Genomic DNA, 16,712 nt, shown 5'->3' on the forward strand with positions numbered 1-16,712 from the left:
AACTATGTGTGGATTAAAGCTAATTTCCAGCTCGATTCGGTCAGCTTTCCATGCCTCCCGCCAGCTAGCGGCGGATCTTCACATGACGGCCATCCAGCGCGACGCGGCCCTGTGCGATGTGCTGGATGACGTCCGGGAGCAGCGCTTGCTCCGCTGCGTGAATACGCTCGGCGAGCGATGCTTCCGTGTCATCGTCCACCACCTCGACCGCGCTTTGCGCGATGATCGGCCCGCTGTCCATGCCGCCGTCCACGTAGTGGACGGTGACGCCGGTTAGCTTGACGCCGTAATCCAGCGCCTGGCCGATGCCGTTCACCCCGGGAAAAGCCGGCAGCAGCGCCGGATGGATGTTTATCATCCGCCCGTAATACGGCTCGACCAAAGCTGACGTGATGATACGCATATAGCCTGCAAGCACGATCAGCTCCACGCCGCGTCGCGTAAGCTCGGCGAGAATTTCCGTCTCGTACGCCTCGCGGGATGGATACGCCTTCGGCGTGAACAGGAACGTGTCCACGCCAGCCTTGCGCGCGCGCTCCACGACCGGAGCGGCAGGCTTGTCACAAACAAGAAGCTCGATGGTTACATCGAGCTTCCCCTTCTGCACCGCATCCGCAATCGCTTGGAAGTTCGAGCCCTGTCCCGAAGCGAAAACGGCGATGCGAAGTGCTCCCATTATACGTCCGCTCCGGTAAATGTCACGATGCGGCTTCCTTCCGTAACCGTTCCGATACGGTATGCCTGTTCACCAAGCTCTGCCGCAAGGCGGAGAGCTTCAGCAGCCTGGTCAGCCGGAACGACAACAACCAGACCAATTCCCATATTAAAGGTCGTGAACATGTCACGATTCGTAATGCCGCCTTTATTTTGCATCAATTCGAATACCGGCAAAATCGGCCAAGAGCCGTACTCGATATCGACGTTAACGCCATCCGGCAGCACCCGCGGAATATTTTCGATAAAGCCGCCGCCCGTAATATGCGCCATGCCCTTCACCGTAACCTGCTCGATCAGCTTCAACGCGGACTTCACGTAAATACGCGTTGGCTCAAGCAATACATCGCCTAGCTTAGCTCCGCCAAGCTCTTTCAGCTCCTGCTGAAGCGAATAACCTGCCTCTTCAAGAAGCAAACGACGAACGAGCGAGAAGCCATTGCTGTGAATGCCGCTTGATGCGAAGCCAATTACCGCGTCGCCAGCTGCAATCGTCGACCCGTCAATCATTTTTTTCTTATCGACAATACCAACCGTGAAGCCTGCGATATCGTACTCGCCTTCGGAATACATCCCCGGCATTTCCGCCGTTTCGCCGCCAATCAAGGAGCAGCCCGCTTGTACGCAGCCCTCCGAAATACCGGCAACAATCGCTTCGATTTTCTCAGGAATGACCTTGTCGCATGCCAGATAATCGAGGAAGAACAATGGCTCCGCGCCTTGTACAATAATGTCGTTCACGCACATTGCTACGGCATCGATGCCGATCGTGTCATGCTTGTCCATGGCAAAAGCAAGCTTCAGCTTCGTGCCGACGCCATCCGTGCCAGATACGAGCACGGGCTCCTCATATTTGTCCTTGTTCAAGCTGAACAGTCCGCCGAAGCCGCCCAGCTCCGCCATTACCTCTGGACGGTAAGTCCGCTTCACGTGCTTCTTCATCCGTTCAACCGCTTCGTTACCAGCCGCAATATCGACGCCGGCTTTTTTGTACGCTTCTGACACTCTCGGTCAACTCCTTAGCTTATAATGGAGCTTGTAAACGCCCCGAAATACTTTAACAATCTATGGTATTAACAGCTGCAGCTTTTATCCGATTCCTCATTAACGTAGGTTGGATAGTCGTTATCGAAGCAGGCTAGACACATGCCGCGATTATAAGCGCCATCATTGCCGCCAACCGATTCCACAAAGCCCTCATTGCTCAAAAATGATAATGAATCCGCGTTGATTTGCTTCCGAATCTCCTCAACCGTCCGAGTAGAAGCGATCAGTTCCTTGCGATCAGGTGTATCAATGCCGTAATAGCAAGGGTTTTTGAAAGGCGGCGATGTAATGCGCACATGCACCTCGGTTGCGCCTGCTTCACGAAGCAGGTTTACGATACGAAGCGACGTTGTGCCGCGCACGATCGAATCGTCAATCATGACGACGCGTTTACCTTCCACGACTTTACGGACAGCGGACAGCTTCATTTTTACGCCCTTCTCGCGAAGCTCCTGAGAAGGCTGAATAAATGTCCGGCCGGTATATTTGTTTTTGATCAAGCCAAGCTCATAAGGAATGCCAGTCTGCTCCGCATAGCCGATCGCCGCCGAAATACTCGAATCGGGCACGCCCGTTACGATATCCGCGTACACGAACGATTCCGTTGCAAGCTGGCGTCCCATCCGTTTGCGCGCCGAGTGAATGTTAATGCCGTTAATATCGCTGTCCGGACGGGCAAAATAGATATATTCCATCGCACAGGTCGCACGACGCTCGACAACCGCATAACGATCCTCGCGCATGCCGTTTGCATCAAAAATCAACAGCTCGCCCGGCAGAACGTCGCGCACATACTCCGCGCCGATCGTCTCGAATGCGCAGGTTTCTGAAGAAAATACGAACCCATCGCCGATGCTGCCCATGACGAGCGGACGGAGGCCATTCGGGTCAGACGCAACAAGCAGTTTGTCATTCGTCATGATGAGAAAGGCGAAGCCCCCGACAATACGCTGCAAAGCTTCCTTCGCTGCCGTCTCGAAATCCTTCGGCGAACGTGCGATAAGATGCGCGATAACCTCCGTATCGCTGGACGTTTGAAAGATCGAGCCCGACATCTCCAGCTCGCGGCGAATTTCAGGAGCATTGACGATATTGCCGTTCGTCGCTACCGCAAGGTCGCCGTCCCGATAGCGAAAAATAAGCGGCTGCGCATTTGCCAGCTTGCTTTCTCCTGCCGTCGAATACCGGACATGACCGATCGCGCGGTCGCCCGCCAGCATATCCAGCTTATCCTTGTCGAATACTTCCTTCACTAGCCCCATGCCGCGGTGATAAGTGAACTTGTTGCCGTTCTTCGAATCAACCGTGCAGATGCCCGCGCTTTCCTCGCCGCGATGCTGTAGCGCATGGAGGCCGTAATAAGAAAGATTGGACGCTTCGGGGAGATTGAATACCCCGAATACGCCGCACTCTTCACGCAATTTATCAAAAATATCGTCCCGGCCAATGCCTTCGTTATAGTGATCTCCTGTCCACAGCAAAGGCTCCTGTCTTACTTCATCAGACATGGAATCGCATCCTTCCAGACCTTCTCCAGTTGTTGTACCGGCGCTTCAATGCCGGCTTTGCCATTTACGTTAATGGTCAGGCTGCTGCCTTGAACCGTTCCGATTTGAGCATGGACTACGCCTTGCTCTGTCAATAATGCTTGCAATGCCGCTGCTTGCTCCGGCTTAACGGACAATAGAATACGGGATTGCGATTCGCTGAACAACAGATGGTCAGCGCGCAGATCGGACGTAAGCGCCACTTCGGCGCCAAGGCGTCCGCTGATGCAGGATTCCGCAAGCGCAACCGCGATGCCGCCTTCGGACAGGTCATGCGCCGAGGCTACAAAACCCTTTTGAATAGCGCCAAGCACGGCTTCTTGCACTTTTTTCTCCGTTGCAAGATCAATTTGCGGCGGACGGCCCGATGCCGCGCCTTCCAGTACATACTGCAATTCGCTTCCGCCCAGCTCCGCCTTCGTCTCGCCAAGCAAGATGATGATGTCGCCTTCCGCCTTGAAGCCTTGTGTTGTAATGTGATCGATGTCATGCACGAGACCGACCATACCGATAACCGGCGTCGGGTAAATGGCACCCTTCGCGTTCTCGTTGTATAAGCTCACGTTGCCGCCGATAACCGGCGTATTTAACGTCACGCAAGCCTCGGACATGCCGTCCGCCGACTTCTCAAGCTGCCAGAACACCTCAGGCTTCTCCGGGTTGCCAAAGTTCAGGTTATCCGTTACAGCCAGCGGCTCCGCGCCGGAGCAGACGATGTTCCGCGCTGCTTCAGCAACCGCAATGCGTCCGCCTACTTCTGGATCAAGATATACATAACGTCCGTTGCAGTCCGTTGTCATCGCAAGCGCCTTGCGCGTGCCGCGAATCGTGACGACTGCCGCATCGGAGCCTGGTTGAACGGCTGTCGATGTGCGAACCATATAGTCATATTGATTATATACCCACTCTTTGCTCGCTACAGTCGGGGAAGCCAAAACCTTCTCCAAAGCGCCAGTCAAATCGTTTACTTCCGCAAAAGCCGCCGTATCGATCTTCGCATTTTCGCTGTAGTAAGCAGGCTCCTTCGATGGCTTCTCGTATACCGGGCACTCATCCACGAGCGCTTTAACCGGCATATCGGCAACCTCTTCACCTTGGTGGAACAAACGAAGACGTCCGTCATCGGTTACTTTGCCGACTTTGGCGCAAATAATACCCCAACGATCAAAAATTTCCTTGGCCTGCGCTTCATGCTGAGGCTCAACGACGAAGAGCATACGCTCCTGCGATTCAGAAAGCATCATTTCATAAGGCGTCATGCCCGTTTCACGCTGCGGCACCTCATCCAGGTAAAGCTCAAGGCCGTTGCCCGCTTTGGAAGCCATCTCTGCGCTGGAGCAAGTCAGGCCCGCTGCTCCCATATCTTGAATGCCAAGCACGATGCCGGAATTGATAAGCTCAAGCGTTGCTTCCATAACCAGCTTCTCCATAAACGGATCGCCAACCTGAACCGCGGTACGCTTCTCTTCGGATTCCTCTGACAGCTCCACCGAAGCGAAAGTTGCGCCGTGAATTCCATCGCGGCCAGTAGCAGGACCGACGTAGAATACCGGGTTGCCTACCCCTTTTGCCACGCCGCGCTGAATTTTATCGTGATCGATAAGGCCCACGCACATCGCGTTCACGAGCGGATTGCCTTCATAGCTTTCATCGAACATAACTTCGCCCGCAACTGTCGGAATCCCGATACAGTTGCCGTAGCCGGCGATGCCGCTGACGACATGCTCGAACAAATATTTGACGCGTTCATTTTCCAGGTTGCCAAAACGCAAGCTGTTCAGCAAAGCGATTGGACGAGCGCCCATCGAGAAAATGTCGCGGATAATGCCGCCCACGCCAGTCGCTGCGCCTTGGTAAGGCTCAACCGCGGATGGATGGTTATGCGATTCAATCTTGAATACGACAGCCTGGTTGTCGCCGATATCGACGATACCTGCGCCTTCGCCGGGTCCCATCAGAACGCGAGGACCAGTGATCGGGAATTTTTTGAGAATCGGCTTGGAGTTTTTGTAGGAGCAGTGCTCCGACCACATGACGCTGAATACGCCAATCTCCGTGTAGTTGGGCTTGCGGCCGAGAAATCCGCAAATAAGCTCATACTCGTAATCGGATACGCCAAATTGGCTGTAAATTTTCTGATCGGCAATCTGCTCTGCCGTAGGTTCCTTAGCTGTTAACTGCTGCGCCATGCTGTTCCCTCCATGCATTCAAAATCGATGTAAACATCCGTTTGCCGTCTTCCGAACCAAGCAGCTGGTCAATCGCACGCTCTGGGTGAGGCATCATGCCGACTACGTTACCCGCTTTGTTGCTGATGCCCGCAATATTTTCTACCGAACCATTCGGATTCGTGTCACCCGCGTAGCGGATCACGATTTGGTTGTTAGCTTTCAGCTCAGCAAGCGTCTCATCATCGCAGAAATAGTTGCCTTCGCCGTGCGCGATCGGTATATGGATCAATTCGCCTTGCGAATATTGATTTGTAAAAGGAGTGCTGCTGTTCACAACTTCAAGCTGCGATTGATGGCAGCGGAATTTCAATCCGTTGTTGCGAATCAATGCGCCAGGCAGAAGGCCTGCTTCCGTCAAAATTTGAAAACCGTTGCAGATGCCAAGGATATACTTGCCTGCTTCCGCCGCTTTTTTCACTTCGCTCATAACGTCTGCAAATTGTGCGATCGCGCCGCAGCGCAGATAGTCGCCGTAGGAAAAGCCGCCCGGCACAAGAATCGCGTCATAGGAAGAAAGGTCCGTTGCTGTGTGCCAAACGTAATCTACTGGCTGGCCGATGGTGTCTTCTACTGCTTTGTAGCAGTCGATATCACAGTTGGAGCCGGGAAATACAAGTACCGCAAACTTCATCGCCTTATCCCTCCAGCTCAAAACGGAAGTCTTCTACAACCGTGTTCGCAAACAGCTTCTCGCACATCGCTTTAACGCGGATTTCTGCTTCTGCGCGGTCGTTCGTGTCCAGCTCAACTTCCAAGTATTTGCCGATGCGCACTTTCTCTACCTCGGAGAAGCCTAGCGAGTGAAGCGCTCCTTGCACAGCTGTTCCTTGCGGATCCAAAACGTTTTGCTTAATAGTGACGTAGACGGTTGCCTTCATAATAGCCTCCTGAAAATGTGGTTTTTCTCGCAAAGGTCAGTTGTGGAAAAGGTGATGTTCGCGCGGGCGTGGGGGTTATTGTCTCCGTCGCATTCGAAGCCGGGAAATCTGAATTACTCGCTCTGCGGTAATTTCCCGGTCTTCAAGATGCGAGCGCTGTCGCTCTACGACAACAACCCCTCACGCTTCGTCCTCACCCCTTTTCCGCAACAAAACCTTTGAGAGGTTGATCGGTGAAGCAGGTTGGCGGCCGCGTTGCACTGGCCGCCGTGCTGTTGCAGCCGCGCTTTGTTGCTGGCTGCATGACTGCCTGAAGGCAGGTTTTGAATAGCGTCATTTCATCCGCTATTAACTTAAAGATTTTATAATTCAACGCCGGTAAGACGGCGGTAGATGTCGCGGTAGCGGGCCGTTGTTTCGGCAACTACGGCATCCGGCAATGGAGCCGGCTTGCTGTCGCGATCCCAGTCGGAGCCGAGCAGGTAGGTGCGGACCGGCTCCTTGTCCATGCTGTCGATTTCGATGTCCAGGGCGTAATTGCCTTCAGCCCAGAAGCGTGACGAGTCCGGCGTAAATATTTCATCGATCAAAATAACTTTGCCGTCAATGAGTCCAAATTCGAATTTGCAATCGGCAAGGATGATGCCATGCTCCGCGCAGTAGCCGTGAGCAAACTCATAAAGCTTGATGCTGCAGTCGCGAAGCTCTTCGGCAAGCTCTGCGCCGACCATTTCGGCCATCCGCTCAAACGGGATGTCCTCGTCGTGGCCAACGTCGTTCTTCGCGGCCGGTGTGAAGATCGGAGCCGCGAAGCGCTCATTCTTGCGAAGTCCGGCAGGTAGCGCGATGCCGTTAATCGCCGACGTTTGCTGATATTGTCTCCAGCCTCCGCCTGTGATATAGCCGCGCACAACACATTCAATATCAATGCGCTCCGCCTTGCGGGTAACCATGATGCGGTTTTTGAGCAGTTCAGGCTCGGTTATGATATCGCCAAGCCTTTCGACATCAGTATGAACGACGTGATTGACTTGAATACTGGCCGTTTGCTCGAACCAGTAAGCAGACAGACGATTAAGCACATTGCCCTTATCCGGAACCGCAGGGTCAAGCACGTAATCGAACGCCGAGATGCGGTCGGTTACAACGATCAGGAAATGCTCGCCAAGATCGTAAAGCTCGCGAACCTTCCCTTTATAAATAAGCGGAGCCTTTACATAATCAACAGCCGTCGATAAAGCTTGCGCACTTGCAGTCATCCGGCTTGCCTCCCTTTTTTAAATCAATCCCAAACGGGTGAAAATCGTATCGACATGCTTCAGATGCCAAGCGGGATTGAAGCAATCGTCGATTTCTTCCGTAGTCAGTACGCTCGTAATTTCTTCCGTCTCGCCGATAATGTCGCGGAACTGACGCTGTGTTTCCCAAGCCTGCATCGCGCGCGGTTGAACCGTGTCATACGCTCTCTCGCGGCTGAAGCCTTTGTCGATCAGCTTCGTCAATACGCGGCCGGAGAATGGTACGCCGTAGGTGGCCTGCATGTTGCGCTTCATGTTTTCCGGGAATACCGTCAGGTTGTTGATGATGTTACCCAAACGGTTCAGCATGTAATTTAGCAGCATCGTGGCATCCGGCAAAATAATACGTTCTACCGAAGAATGGCTGATATCGCGTTCATGCCACAGCGCGATGTTCTCATAAGCCGTTACCATATGTCCGCGAATAACGCGGGATAAGCCAGAGATGTTCTCGCAGCCAATTGGATTGCGTTTGTGAGGCATTGCCGATGAACCTTTTTGACCTTTGGCGAACGGCTCTTCCACCTCGCGGAATTCACTCTTCTGCAAGGCGCGAATTTCTGTCGCGAACTTGTCGAGCGATGAAGCCACCAGCGCCAGAGTAGCCATGTACTCCGCATGACGGTCACGCTGCAGCGTTTGGGTCGAGATCGGAGCCGGCGTAATGCCAAGTTTTTTGCAGACGAATTCCTCTACGAAAGGATCGATGTCCGCGAATGTACCGACCGCGCCGGACATTTTGCCGAATTGGACGCCGTTAGCCGCATGGTGGAAACGTTCCAGGTTGCGTTTCATTTCCTCGTACCACAATGCCATTTTCAAACCGAAGGTTGTCGGCTGTGCATGTACCCCATGCGTACGGCCCATCATTGGAGTATCTTTGTATTGGATCGCTTTATTGCGAAGTATCTCGATAAAACGTTCGATGTCTTTGACCAAAATTTCATTCGCTTGAAGCAGAAGGTAACCGATTGCCGTGTCCACAACGTCCGTGGAGGTCAAGCCATAATGAACCCACTTGCCTTCAGGACCTGCTTTCTCGGATACAGCGCGTGTGAACGCAATCACGTCATGGCGGGTATCCTGCTCGATTTCGTAAATGCGGTCGATATCAAAGTCAGCCGATTTGCGAAGCGCGACGACGTCTTCCTTCGGAATGGCGCCGAGCTCTGCCCAAGCCTCGCATGCGCAAAGCTCTACCTCAAGCCATGCTCTGAATTTGTTCTCCTCTGTCCAAATCGCTCTCATCTCGGGTCTGCTGTAACGCTCTAACATAAATCCTTCACACCTTCCAAATGTTTGTTTCTTCAATCCAACGAAGTGCAGCATCCGTACTCTCAGCTAACACATTCACATGTCCCATCTTCCGCTTGATGACCGCATCCTTCTTCCCGTACAAATGCACCTTCGGAGCTATCTTCAGCCGTTCAGCGGCTTCATCTCTGCTCGCCATCCGCTCAAGCAGCGGCTCCACATGCTGTCCAAGCACGTTGACCATGACGACTGGACTCAACAGCGCTGTGTCGCCTAGCGGCAGATTGCAGACCGCGCGCACATGCTGCTCGAACTGCGACGTCCGGCATGCCTCCATCGTGTAGTGGCCGCTGTTATGCGGCCGCGGCGCAAGCTCGTTCACGAACAGCTCGCCGTCTGCCGTATAGAACAGCTCCACCGCAATGAGCCCGACAACGCCAAGCCCTTCCGCTATTCGCATCGCGAGCTTTTCAGCTTCTCGCTGCACGTCCTCACTTATGCGAGCAGGCACGATGGATAAATGCAATATATTATCGACGTGTATATTTTCCGCTGCGGGGAAAGCTTTTATTTCACCCTGCGGACTTCTCGCCGCTATAACCGATATTTCCTTATCGAAGCGGATGAACTGCTCAAGCACAAGCTGAACGCCGGCTCGGGCAAGCGTCTCGTACGCTTCCGGGATCTCTTCCTCACTCCGGATAACCCATTGGCCTTTGCCGTCATAGCCGCCCATAGCCGTCTTCAGCACACATGGCGTTCCAAATGCGGCAACCGCCTCGTAAAGCTCGTCTACGCTGCGAATTTCGCTGTATGGCGCTACCTTCACGCCCGCCGCTTCAATTGCCCGCTTCTCGCGCAGCCGATGCTGCGTCGTATACAGCAGCTCACTGCCCTGCGGAACATACGATTCCGCCATAAGCATCGCTGCTACCTCGGCGTCAACATTCTCAAATTCGTAAGTAATCACATCCGAGCAATTCGCGAGCTTGCGTGCCGCTTCACGATCATCGTAAGCCGCAACGATTTGCTCTGCCACCTGCCCGGCAGGGGCATCCTGCACCGGGTCAAGCGCAACGAAGCGATACCCCATCGCGCTGCCCGCATGCGCCATCATCCGGCCAAGCTGCCCGCCGCCGAGAATACCGATCGTGCTGCCTGGCAGCAATGTCTTTACAATCCTGCTGCCGTCCGTCGAGCTCGCCAGCTGTTCGCCGGCCGTTTCCGTTTGCCTTAATCGATCATGCCGCTCACTCGGCCGGAAATGCTTAACTTCTTCACTGCTCATAACGTTTCACTGCTTTCAAGCACTTCCTGCTTTACGCGCTCACGGCGCGCCTCTACGCGGGCTTGCACCTCAGGATCGAACGCCCCGAGCATTTGCGCAGCCAGCAGGCCTGCATTCGTGCCTCCGGCATTGCCGATCGCGACCGTGGCTACCGGAATGCCGCCCGGCATTTGGACGATAGACAACAATGAATCCAAACCGCTTAAATTCGATGATTTCACGGGAACGCCAATAACCGGCAAAATCGTCTTTGCAGCGACCATGCCGGGCAAGTGCGCGGCTCCGCCGGCTCCGGCAATAATCACCTTCAGCCCGCGTTCTACAGCGGTTTCCGCGTATTCAAACATTAAATCCGGCGTCCGATGCGCCGATACGACCTTTTTCTCATAAGGAATTTGCAATTCCTCCAGAATGTCACAGGCTAATTTCATTGTGTCCCAATCCGATTTGCTGCCCATGATGACGCCCACCTTCGCAGACATGCGATCAAACCCACTTTCGTTTATAAAATAAAAAATCAATCAAGCTAAATATAACCATCGCCGCCGTAAAAACATAAAAAAGCCCGTCAGCAACCATCTCAACTGGAATGCCGCAGGACCAGAGCGGAAGTGTGAGCAGCAGGCTGTCATCCAAAATCATGCAAGCCTATTTACACATCACTTCTAAAATGAGTGCGGCAGTACGGTGCAGCATTAGCCAAAGAGACAACAGAAGGCTGCCTCGTAAAAAAGGCAACCTATTTCTAATCAATAGGGCATCGATATGCTTGATGATGAGTCACACTCCGTCACTTGAACAGTAACGGCAGACCCGCTTCCGCTTGTCGCTTCATTCTTTGTCGCTCGTAGTCCGAAAATTAAGGTTTCCGGGTAGAAACATTCAGGCCAAATCCCAAACATATACGAGTTGACTATCATAAAATTATAAAAGAAGTTTTTTATAGGAACGATCATATTTTGCTTAAGCGGCATTCTCCGTCTCAAGCCTATTCTAGTTTATCTAATCGCTAATCTACTGTCAACAAAATACGAACATTTAAAGATCTTCTTTTATGATAGTTCGTTTTTTCGACCAATACTTCCGGAAAAAGAGAGCAGTTTCCCAAAATTAGGGGTTTCATCTGCTGTCTTCTGCCTCGGCTTCATGGTTTGAGGCTGAAGATTATATTATAATATTTTACGCCTGTAACCTTGTTATTCCCAAAGCTTGGAATTGCTTCCGAAACGACGCTATATTTTTATTTTTCATGGCCATAAAATAAATCGGATTGTATAAAAGAAGCTGTTCCTTGTCATAACCTGACTAGGAACAGCTTCTTTTGAATATGGATATAAGAAAATAGGTTCATCTTGTGAAAAGGAGGCTCATTCCGTGCAAATACATGTCGTGCAAAAAGGAGATACCCTATGGCAGCTTTCGCAAAAGTATGGCGCATCGGCAGATGAAATCGTCGCTGTGAACGGTATAAGTGAGGAAAATATACTCGTCATCGGGCAAGCGATTATTATTCCGGCAGCAGCCGGCAGCCATAAGGTAATCGCCGGCGAATCGCTGTGGACCATCTCCCAGCAATACGGCGTTACGCTTGAGGAGCTTGCCAAGACTAATCATATCCAAAATCCCGCGCTCATTTATCCAGGTCAGACGCTCGTCATTCCTCAGGCTGCCAAACCGATCATTGAGGTGAATGCTTATACAAATAAGTTCGGCCCGGCTGGCGCCAAGCTCGTAAGGGAAGTGGGAGAATACTTAACATACTTAAGTCCGTTCTGCTATCGCGTGCTGGCCGACGGCACTCTTGTTGCATTGGACGATGACTTAATCATCAGCGCCGCCATGAGCAAGCGCGCCGTACCTATGATGGTTATCGCGAATTTCGATAATGAGCTCTTCAGTCCCGAAATTGCGCATGCGGTACTCACCATCCCCTCCGTCCAAGATAAGCTTATTGCAGGAATCCTCTACACCATGTATCAGAAAGGCTACCTGGCCCTTAATGTCGATTTCGAATATGTGCCGCCAGCCGATCGCGAGCTTTATAATGCTTTTTTACAAAAGCTTGTCGACAGACTCCATCCCTACAATTACCTCGTATCCACCTGTCTTGCTCCGAAGGCAAGAGCGGATCAGCCCGGCACACTCTATGAGGCTCACGATTATCCTGCCCAGGGACGCATCGTCGATTTTGTTGTGCTTATGACCTTTGAATGGGGCTGGTCCGGCGGGCCGCCGCTTGCCGTTGCCCCACTAAATGAGGTGGTGAAGGTATTGAACTACGCCACAAGCGTTATCCCGCCTGACAAAATACTGATGGTCATGCCGTTATACGGCTATGATTGGACATTGCCCTACGTAGAAGGCGGCCAGTGGGCCCCCTCCATTAGCCCAATAGAAGCTCAGGAGCGTGCTGCCGAATATGGCGCTGATATTTATTACGACGAGGAAAGCCAATCGCCTTATTACCGTTATTATGATGAAGAAAAACGAGAGCACATCGTGTGGTTCGAGGACGCGCGCAGCGTACAAGCGAAATTCAACATCGTGAAAGCATATAAATTGCGCGGAATCAGCTACTGGGTGCTGGGCTTGCCGTTTCCTCAAAACTGGTACTTGCTTGATCAAAATTTCACCATAAAAAAGTTAATCAAATAAACCGCTCATTATTAGCAAATGCACTCCGGCGTTCTGAACGAAATGACGGCACAAAAAAAAGCGCCGAGCCCGTTAATTTTAACAGGGGACAGCGCTTTTCTTATACATTAAAACAAAAGCATTAGTTTTCCACCCAAACCGTCTTGGCCCCTACAGCCGTGCGCTGCGGCTGCGGCGCGGCCATGTCCGGATAACCAAGATAAACGAAGCCGACGATCTGCTCCTCCGCAGCAAGTCCGAATGTTTCCTTCATGAGCGGATGGTACATAGGTTCACCTGAGCGCCAGATCGCGCCAAGCCCGTTCGCATGCGCGGCAAGCAGTAAATTCTGAACAGCCGCTTGAGCGGCCGCCAGCTCCTCTGCGAGCACAGCGCGCGGATTATCTGAAGGCGAGCACACGACCGCAATGACAATCGGCGCCCGGTAAGCCTTAGCCCGCTCCTTAGCAAGCCGTTCCTCGAGCGGCTGGCCGCTCAGTTCAGGAACGGCCTCAGCTGAGACGCGAGCATAGCCTTCGCCAAGCTTCGCTCTGCCCTCACCCGTCATCACAATAAATGTCCACGGCTGTGTATTGTGATGACTCGGCGCCCATGCCGCCGCCTCCAGCAGCTTCTCTATCAATTCGCGGTCAACAGGATCCTTCTTCACTCTACCGATTGATCGCCGCGACCGGATGGCCTCTTCCACGTTCATCCCCAGCATCTCCTCTGCCTCATCTTATTTTACAGCAAACAATGCCTGCAAGATTACTCAAACAACGACAAGTACTCGCCATAGCCTTCATTGTCCAATTCTTCCTTAGGAATAAAGCGCATTGCGGCCGAGTTGATGCAATAACGAAGGCCTGCCGGCTGTGGACCGTCATCGAAAACATGCCCGAGATGCGAATCTCCTTCTTTGCTGCGAACCTCTACGCGCACCATATAATGGCTTGTATCCGTATGCTCCGTAATCGCTGAGGACTGGAGCGGCTTCGTAAAGCTCGGCCAACCGCAGCCGTGATCATATTTGTCGCGCGAGCTGAACAGCGGCTCTCCCGAGACGATATCCACATAAATGCCATCCTCGAAATGATCCCAATATTCGCCGGTGAATGGTCGCTCCGTGCCGCTGTTCTGCGTAACCTCATATTGAATCGGAGTTAAGAGCTGCTTAAGCTCCGTCACATCCTTCTTGACCGTCCAGTGCTTCGAAATAAACGCGTCGCGGCCGGAGCCCTTGCGATACATTTTGTAACGATACGGCTGGGTTTTATGATAACCCTGATGATAGTCCTCGGCTGGATAGAACGGCTTCGCCGGCTCGATCTCGGTTACGATTGGCCGGTCGAAGCGGCCGCTTGCCTCCAGCGCTTGCTTGGAAGCCTCAGCCAGCCTTTTCTGCTCCTCATCATAATAATAAATGCCGGTACGATACGATTCCCCGCGGTCGTGGAACTGTCCTCCCGCATCGGTCGGATCAATTTGGCGCCAATAAATATCAAGCAGCTTCTCGTAAGGAAATATTTGCGGATCGAACGTGATCTGTACAACCTCTGCATGTCCCGTCGTCTCCGAGCATACCTCCTGATATGTCGGATTGACGGTATGACCGCCGGAATAGCCCGACACGACCGAGATGATGCCCGGCATTTCTTCAAATGGCGATACCATACACCAGAAGCACCCTCCAGCAAACATCGCCTTGGCTTCTTCACGGCTGGCGCCGTTATTTGTAATTGGTTGATCCATTATGATCACCCTCCTGGTAGATTGAATATATAGAACAATTCTATTATACATGAGAAGAACTGTTATAAACAAAAAATAAGAAGGGCTGCACGGTCAGCCCTTCTTACTAATTATTCAAATGAGCTTCCTGGTAAAAAGACAAGCAGGATGGGCAGTGAGCTTGCACCCGGTGACGTGTAGGTAATCGTCACTTCCTTCGGCTTAGCTCCGGCAGCGGCGCCTTCAGGCTTCTGCTGATGATACAGCAGCACGCCTTCCGTATAATTTACGTGACCGCCTGTCGGCATAGAAAACACCTTGCCGTTCACCGTGACCGCGCCTTGATAGTTGCCTGCGCGCGGATTTAATATAATGCGCGTACCATAAGCAACATCCTTCAGCCTGATGGTCGTGACGACACCATATTCGCCGCCGTTCATAGCCATAACCTTCTTAAGCGCATCCATGCCTACTACAGAATTGCCCCTGCTGCCGAGACGCAGCTTCTGCTCCGTCAAGCCGACCTTCTCAGTAACATCGATATACAGGTCCGCATCCGGGAATGTTCCGCGGTTGCCGACCTTCTCAAGCTCCGGCAGCGAGAACGCAACGCTCACAGGATCGGTAAACTCCTTTAACGCCATCGTTGTAAAGGTAAGCAATCCGTCAGAATCGATATCAGCAACACCGCCAAAGCCCTCATTCGGATTCATAATCATTTTCTCCATCTCCGGCAGGAGCGAGATCGATTGGCCCGGCTCAATGATCAGCTCGCGCGGCACCGAAGGCGTTAAAAATCTTGTGACAGCAGCGCCTCCGAATTGCAGCGCGTTAGCGCTTGGTCCTGCAAGACCACGGTTGCCTATGGTCAGCTTAATGCTCTCATCTTGTTCATTCGTTACGACAACGGCCAGCTTAAGACGTTCCTCGGAGCCATTCCGATGGTGAATGAACAGACGGTTTGGACCGATTAAGTCATCTCTATAAAGCAAGCCTTCTCCAAACACCCGCTCTGGCGCATTCGACATATATAGCGTTCGCAGGCCTTTGGATTCAGAGGTCTGCACGTAAGGATATGTATTCATCAACGCCGCATCCACCTTGAATCGGTCACCTGGGTTTCCATAACGCATGTAATATTCGAATGGGGTATACATCACTTCGTCAATGACATTAATATCTTGTGACTTCGTCTCGCTGAATGCGCCTTCGTTGTCATACACGGTCTGGGTTACCGTATAGACACCCGGCTCGAAATACGTATTTTTACGCCCGGTCCAATCCGTCTTCACGATTTTGCCATCCGGGTCATAGCTCAGATCTTCATACATAATCGGCTCGCCTAACTTCACCTCGGTTGGAGCGGTAAAACCCGCGACCGGACTTACGTTAGGGTCGGGTATAATCGTCAATTGAATGAGCTTCAGCTGTGGATCAAACGTATAGCTGCCGTTCCACAGCTGTTTAACCGAAGATAAAGGCACATATGTTGCTCCATTAATGCGAAGCACCGGCGAAGCCATCAGCACGTAGCTGCCGTTGCGATTCGCTCCGCGCATATTCGCGTTTATGGTTACCTTGTTCAAATACGTATCGATATGAGTGCCTTTGCTGTCATTGTACACTTTAGCGCCAAGCACACCCGCAATCGTATGGATCGGGATCATCGTCACTCCCTTAACAATGGGCAGCGGTGATGACATGGTTCTTGTCGTTCCGTTAATTTTAATATGCTTTTGACCGTGTACAATATCAATCTTGATCGGCTTCCGCTCTGCCGCATGCGCGATTTCCTGTCCGCCAATTCCTGTACCCGCCAGTGAAATCAATAAGCCTGCCGCGATAAATTGCTTCATCAATTTTTTTCCTATTTTCCCTTTAATCATCCTGTTCTCCTCTCACTTCCTCGGCATCATCTGCCGCTTTCCAAAGGGTTAGACGCAAGTTATAAGCAGAAAGTTCCGTAAGGCCACATAATTTTCAAATTTTTCCCACGCTATAAAGAGGAAATCCGGCAAGTTCTTTGTTACAATTAGATGACATCCGCAACTATTTCGTATTATTCCGGGTCTATATTGTTGTTCCTATGC

14 protein-coding genes and 1 riboswitch are annotated in these 16,712 nt (G+C 52.1%); of the genes, 1 reads left to right on the forward strand and 13 read right to left on the reverse strand.

The window, feature by feature from the left end:
* Positions 1 to 64 precede the first annotated feature (64 nt).
* The 10 genes from purN to purE form a co-directional block, all read right to left on the reverse strand.
* Entirely contained in the window at positions 65 to 676 is a 612-nt protein-coding gene (gene purN, locus ACO9K6_RS07790; protein WP_424766987.1) for a phosphoribosylglycinamide formyltransferase, read from the reverse strand.
* The gene (gene purM / locus ACO9K6_RS07795; protein WP_424766988.1) at positions 676 to 1,719 is read right to left on the reverse strand and encodes a phosphoribosylformylglycinamidine cyclo-ligase; all 1,044 of its coding nucleotides are present in this window, start codon (positions 1,717 to 1,719) and stop codon (positions 676 to 678) included. The genes purN and purM overlap by 1 nt, the downstream gene beginning before the upstream one ends.
* A 68-nt stretch (positions 1,720 to 1,787) precedes the next feature.
* A complete protein-coding gene (gene purF, locus ACO9K6_RS07800; protein WP_424766989.1) occupies positions 1,788 to 3,269 on the reverse strand; it encodes an amidophosphoribosyltransferase in 1,482 nt (493 codons plus the stop codon).
* Entirely contained in the window at positions 3,254 to 5,497 is a 2,244-nt protein-coding gene (gene purL / locus ACO9K6_RS07805; RefSeq protein ID WP_424766990.1) for a phosphoribosylformylglycinamidine synthase subunit PurL, read from the reverse strand. The genes purF and purL overlap by 16 nt, the downstream gene beginning before the upstream one ends.
* On the reverse strand, positions 5,475 to 6,170 hold the full coding sequence (gene purQ / locus ACO9K6_RS07810) for a phosphoribosylformylglycinamidine synthase subunit PurQ (RefSeq protein ID WP_424766991.1): 696 nt from the start codon (positions 6,168 to 6,170) through the stop codon (positions 5,475 to 5,477). The genes purL and purQ overlap by 23 nt, the downstream gene beginning before the upstream one ends.
* 4 nt (positions 6,171 to 6,174) lie before the next feature.
* Positions 6,175 to 6,420, reverse strand: coding sequence for a phosphoribosylformylglycinamidine synthase subunit PurS (gene purS / locus ACO9K6_RS07815; protein WP_424767096.1), 246 nt, complete (start codon positions 6,418 to 6,420; stop codon positions 6,175 to 6,177).
* 359 nt (positions 6,421 to 6,779) lie between these two features.
* Entirely contained in the window at positions 6,780 to 7,676 is an 897-nt protein-coding gene (locus tag ACO9K6_RS07820) for a phosphoribosylaminoimidazolesuccinocarboxamide synthase (RefSeq protein ID WP_424766992.1), read from the reverse strand.
* A gap of 18 nt (positions 7,677 to 7,694) precedes the next feature.
* Complete coding sequence (gene purB, locus ACO9K6_RS07825; RefSeq protein WP_424766993.1) at positions 7,695 to 8,990, reverse strand: adenylosuccinate lyase; 1,296 nt, start codon at positions 8,988 to 8,990, stop codon at positions 7,695 to 7,697.
* Between the two features lie 7 nt (positions 8,991 to 8,997).
* Positions 8,998 to 10,257 carry a 5-(carboxyamino)imidazole ribonucleotide synthase gene (gene purK / locus ACO9K6_RS07830; RefSeq protein ID WP_424766994.1) on the reverse strand — a complete coding sequence of 420 codons (1,260 nt, stop codon included), beginning with the start codon at positions 10,255 to 10,257 and terminating at the stop codon, positions 8,998 to 9,000.
* Positions 10,254 to 10,739, reverse strand: a complete 486-nt coding sequence (purE, locus tag ACO9K6_RS07835) for a 5-(carboxyamino)imidazole ribonucleotide mutase (protein ID WP_364151021.1) — start codon at positions 10,737 to 10,739, stop codon at positions 10,254 to 10,256. Before purE ends, purK begins: the two co-directional genes overlap by 4 nt.
* A gap of 346 nt (positions 10,740 to 11,085) precedes the next feature.
* Positions 11,086 to 11,185, reverse strand: a riboswitch (purine riboswitch).
* 446 nt (positions 11,186 to 11,631) lie between these two features.
* On the opposite strand from purE, the gene ACO9K6_RS07840 reads away from it, so the two are divergent.
* On the forward strand, positions 11,632 to 12,912 hold the full coding sequence (locus ACO9K6_RS07840) for a glycoside hydrolase family 18 protein (RefSeq protein WP_424766995.1): 1,281 nt from the start codon (positions 11,632 to 11,634) through the stop codon (positions 12,910 to 12,912).
* A 121-nt stretch (positions 12,913 to 13,033) separates the two neighbouring features.
* On the opposite strand, the gene ACO9K6_RS07845 is transcribed toward ACO9K6_RS07840, so the two are convergent.
* From ACO9K6_RS07845 to ACO9K6_RS07855, 3 genes are all read right to left on the reverse strand, one after another.
* Entirely contained in the window at positions 13,034 to 13,606 is a 573-nt protein-coding gene (locus ACO9K6_RS07845; RefSeq protein WP_424766996.1) for a nitroreductase family protein, read from the reverse strand.
* A 53-nt stretch (positions 13,607 to 13,659) separates the two neighbouring features.
* A complete protein-coding gene (msrB, locus tag ACO9K6_RS07850; protein WP_424766997.1) occupies positions 13,660 to 14,643 on the reverse strand; it encodes a peptide-methionine (R)-S-oxide reductase MsrB in 984 nt (327 codons plus the stop codon).
* A gap of 110 nt (positions 14,644 to 14,753) precedes the next feature.
* Entirely contained in the window at positions 14,754 to 16,508 is a 1,755-nt protein-coding gene (locus ACO9K6_RS07855; RefSeq protein ID WP_424766998.1) for a stalk domain-containing protein, read from the reverse strand.
* Positions 16,509 to 16,712 lie beyond the last annotated feature (204 nt).

The sequence above is a fragment of the Paenibacillus praedii genome (assembly GCF_049725345.1).
Classification (GTDB): Bacteria; Bacillota; Bacilli; order Paenibacillales; family Paenibacillaceae; genus Pristimantibacillus.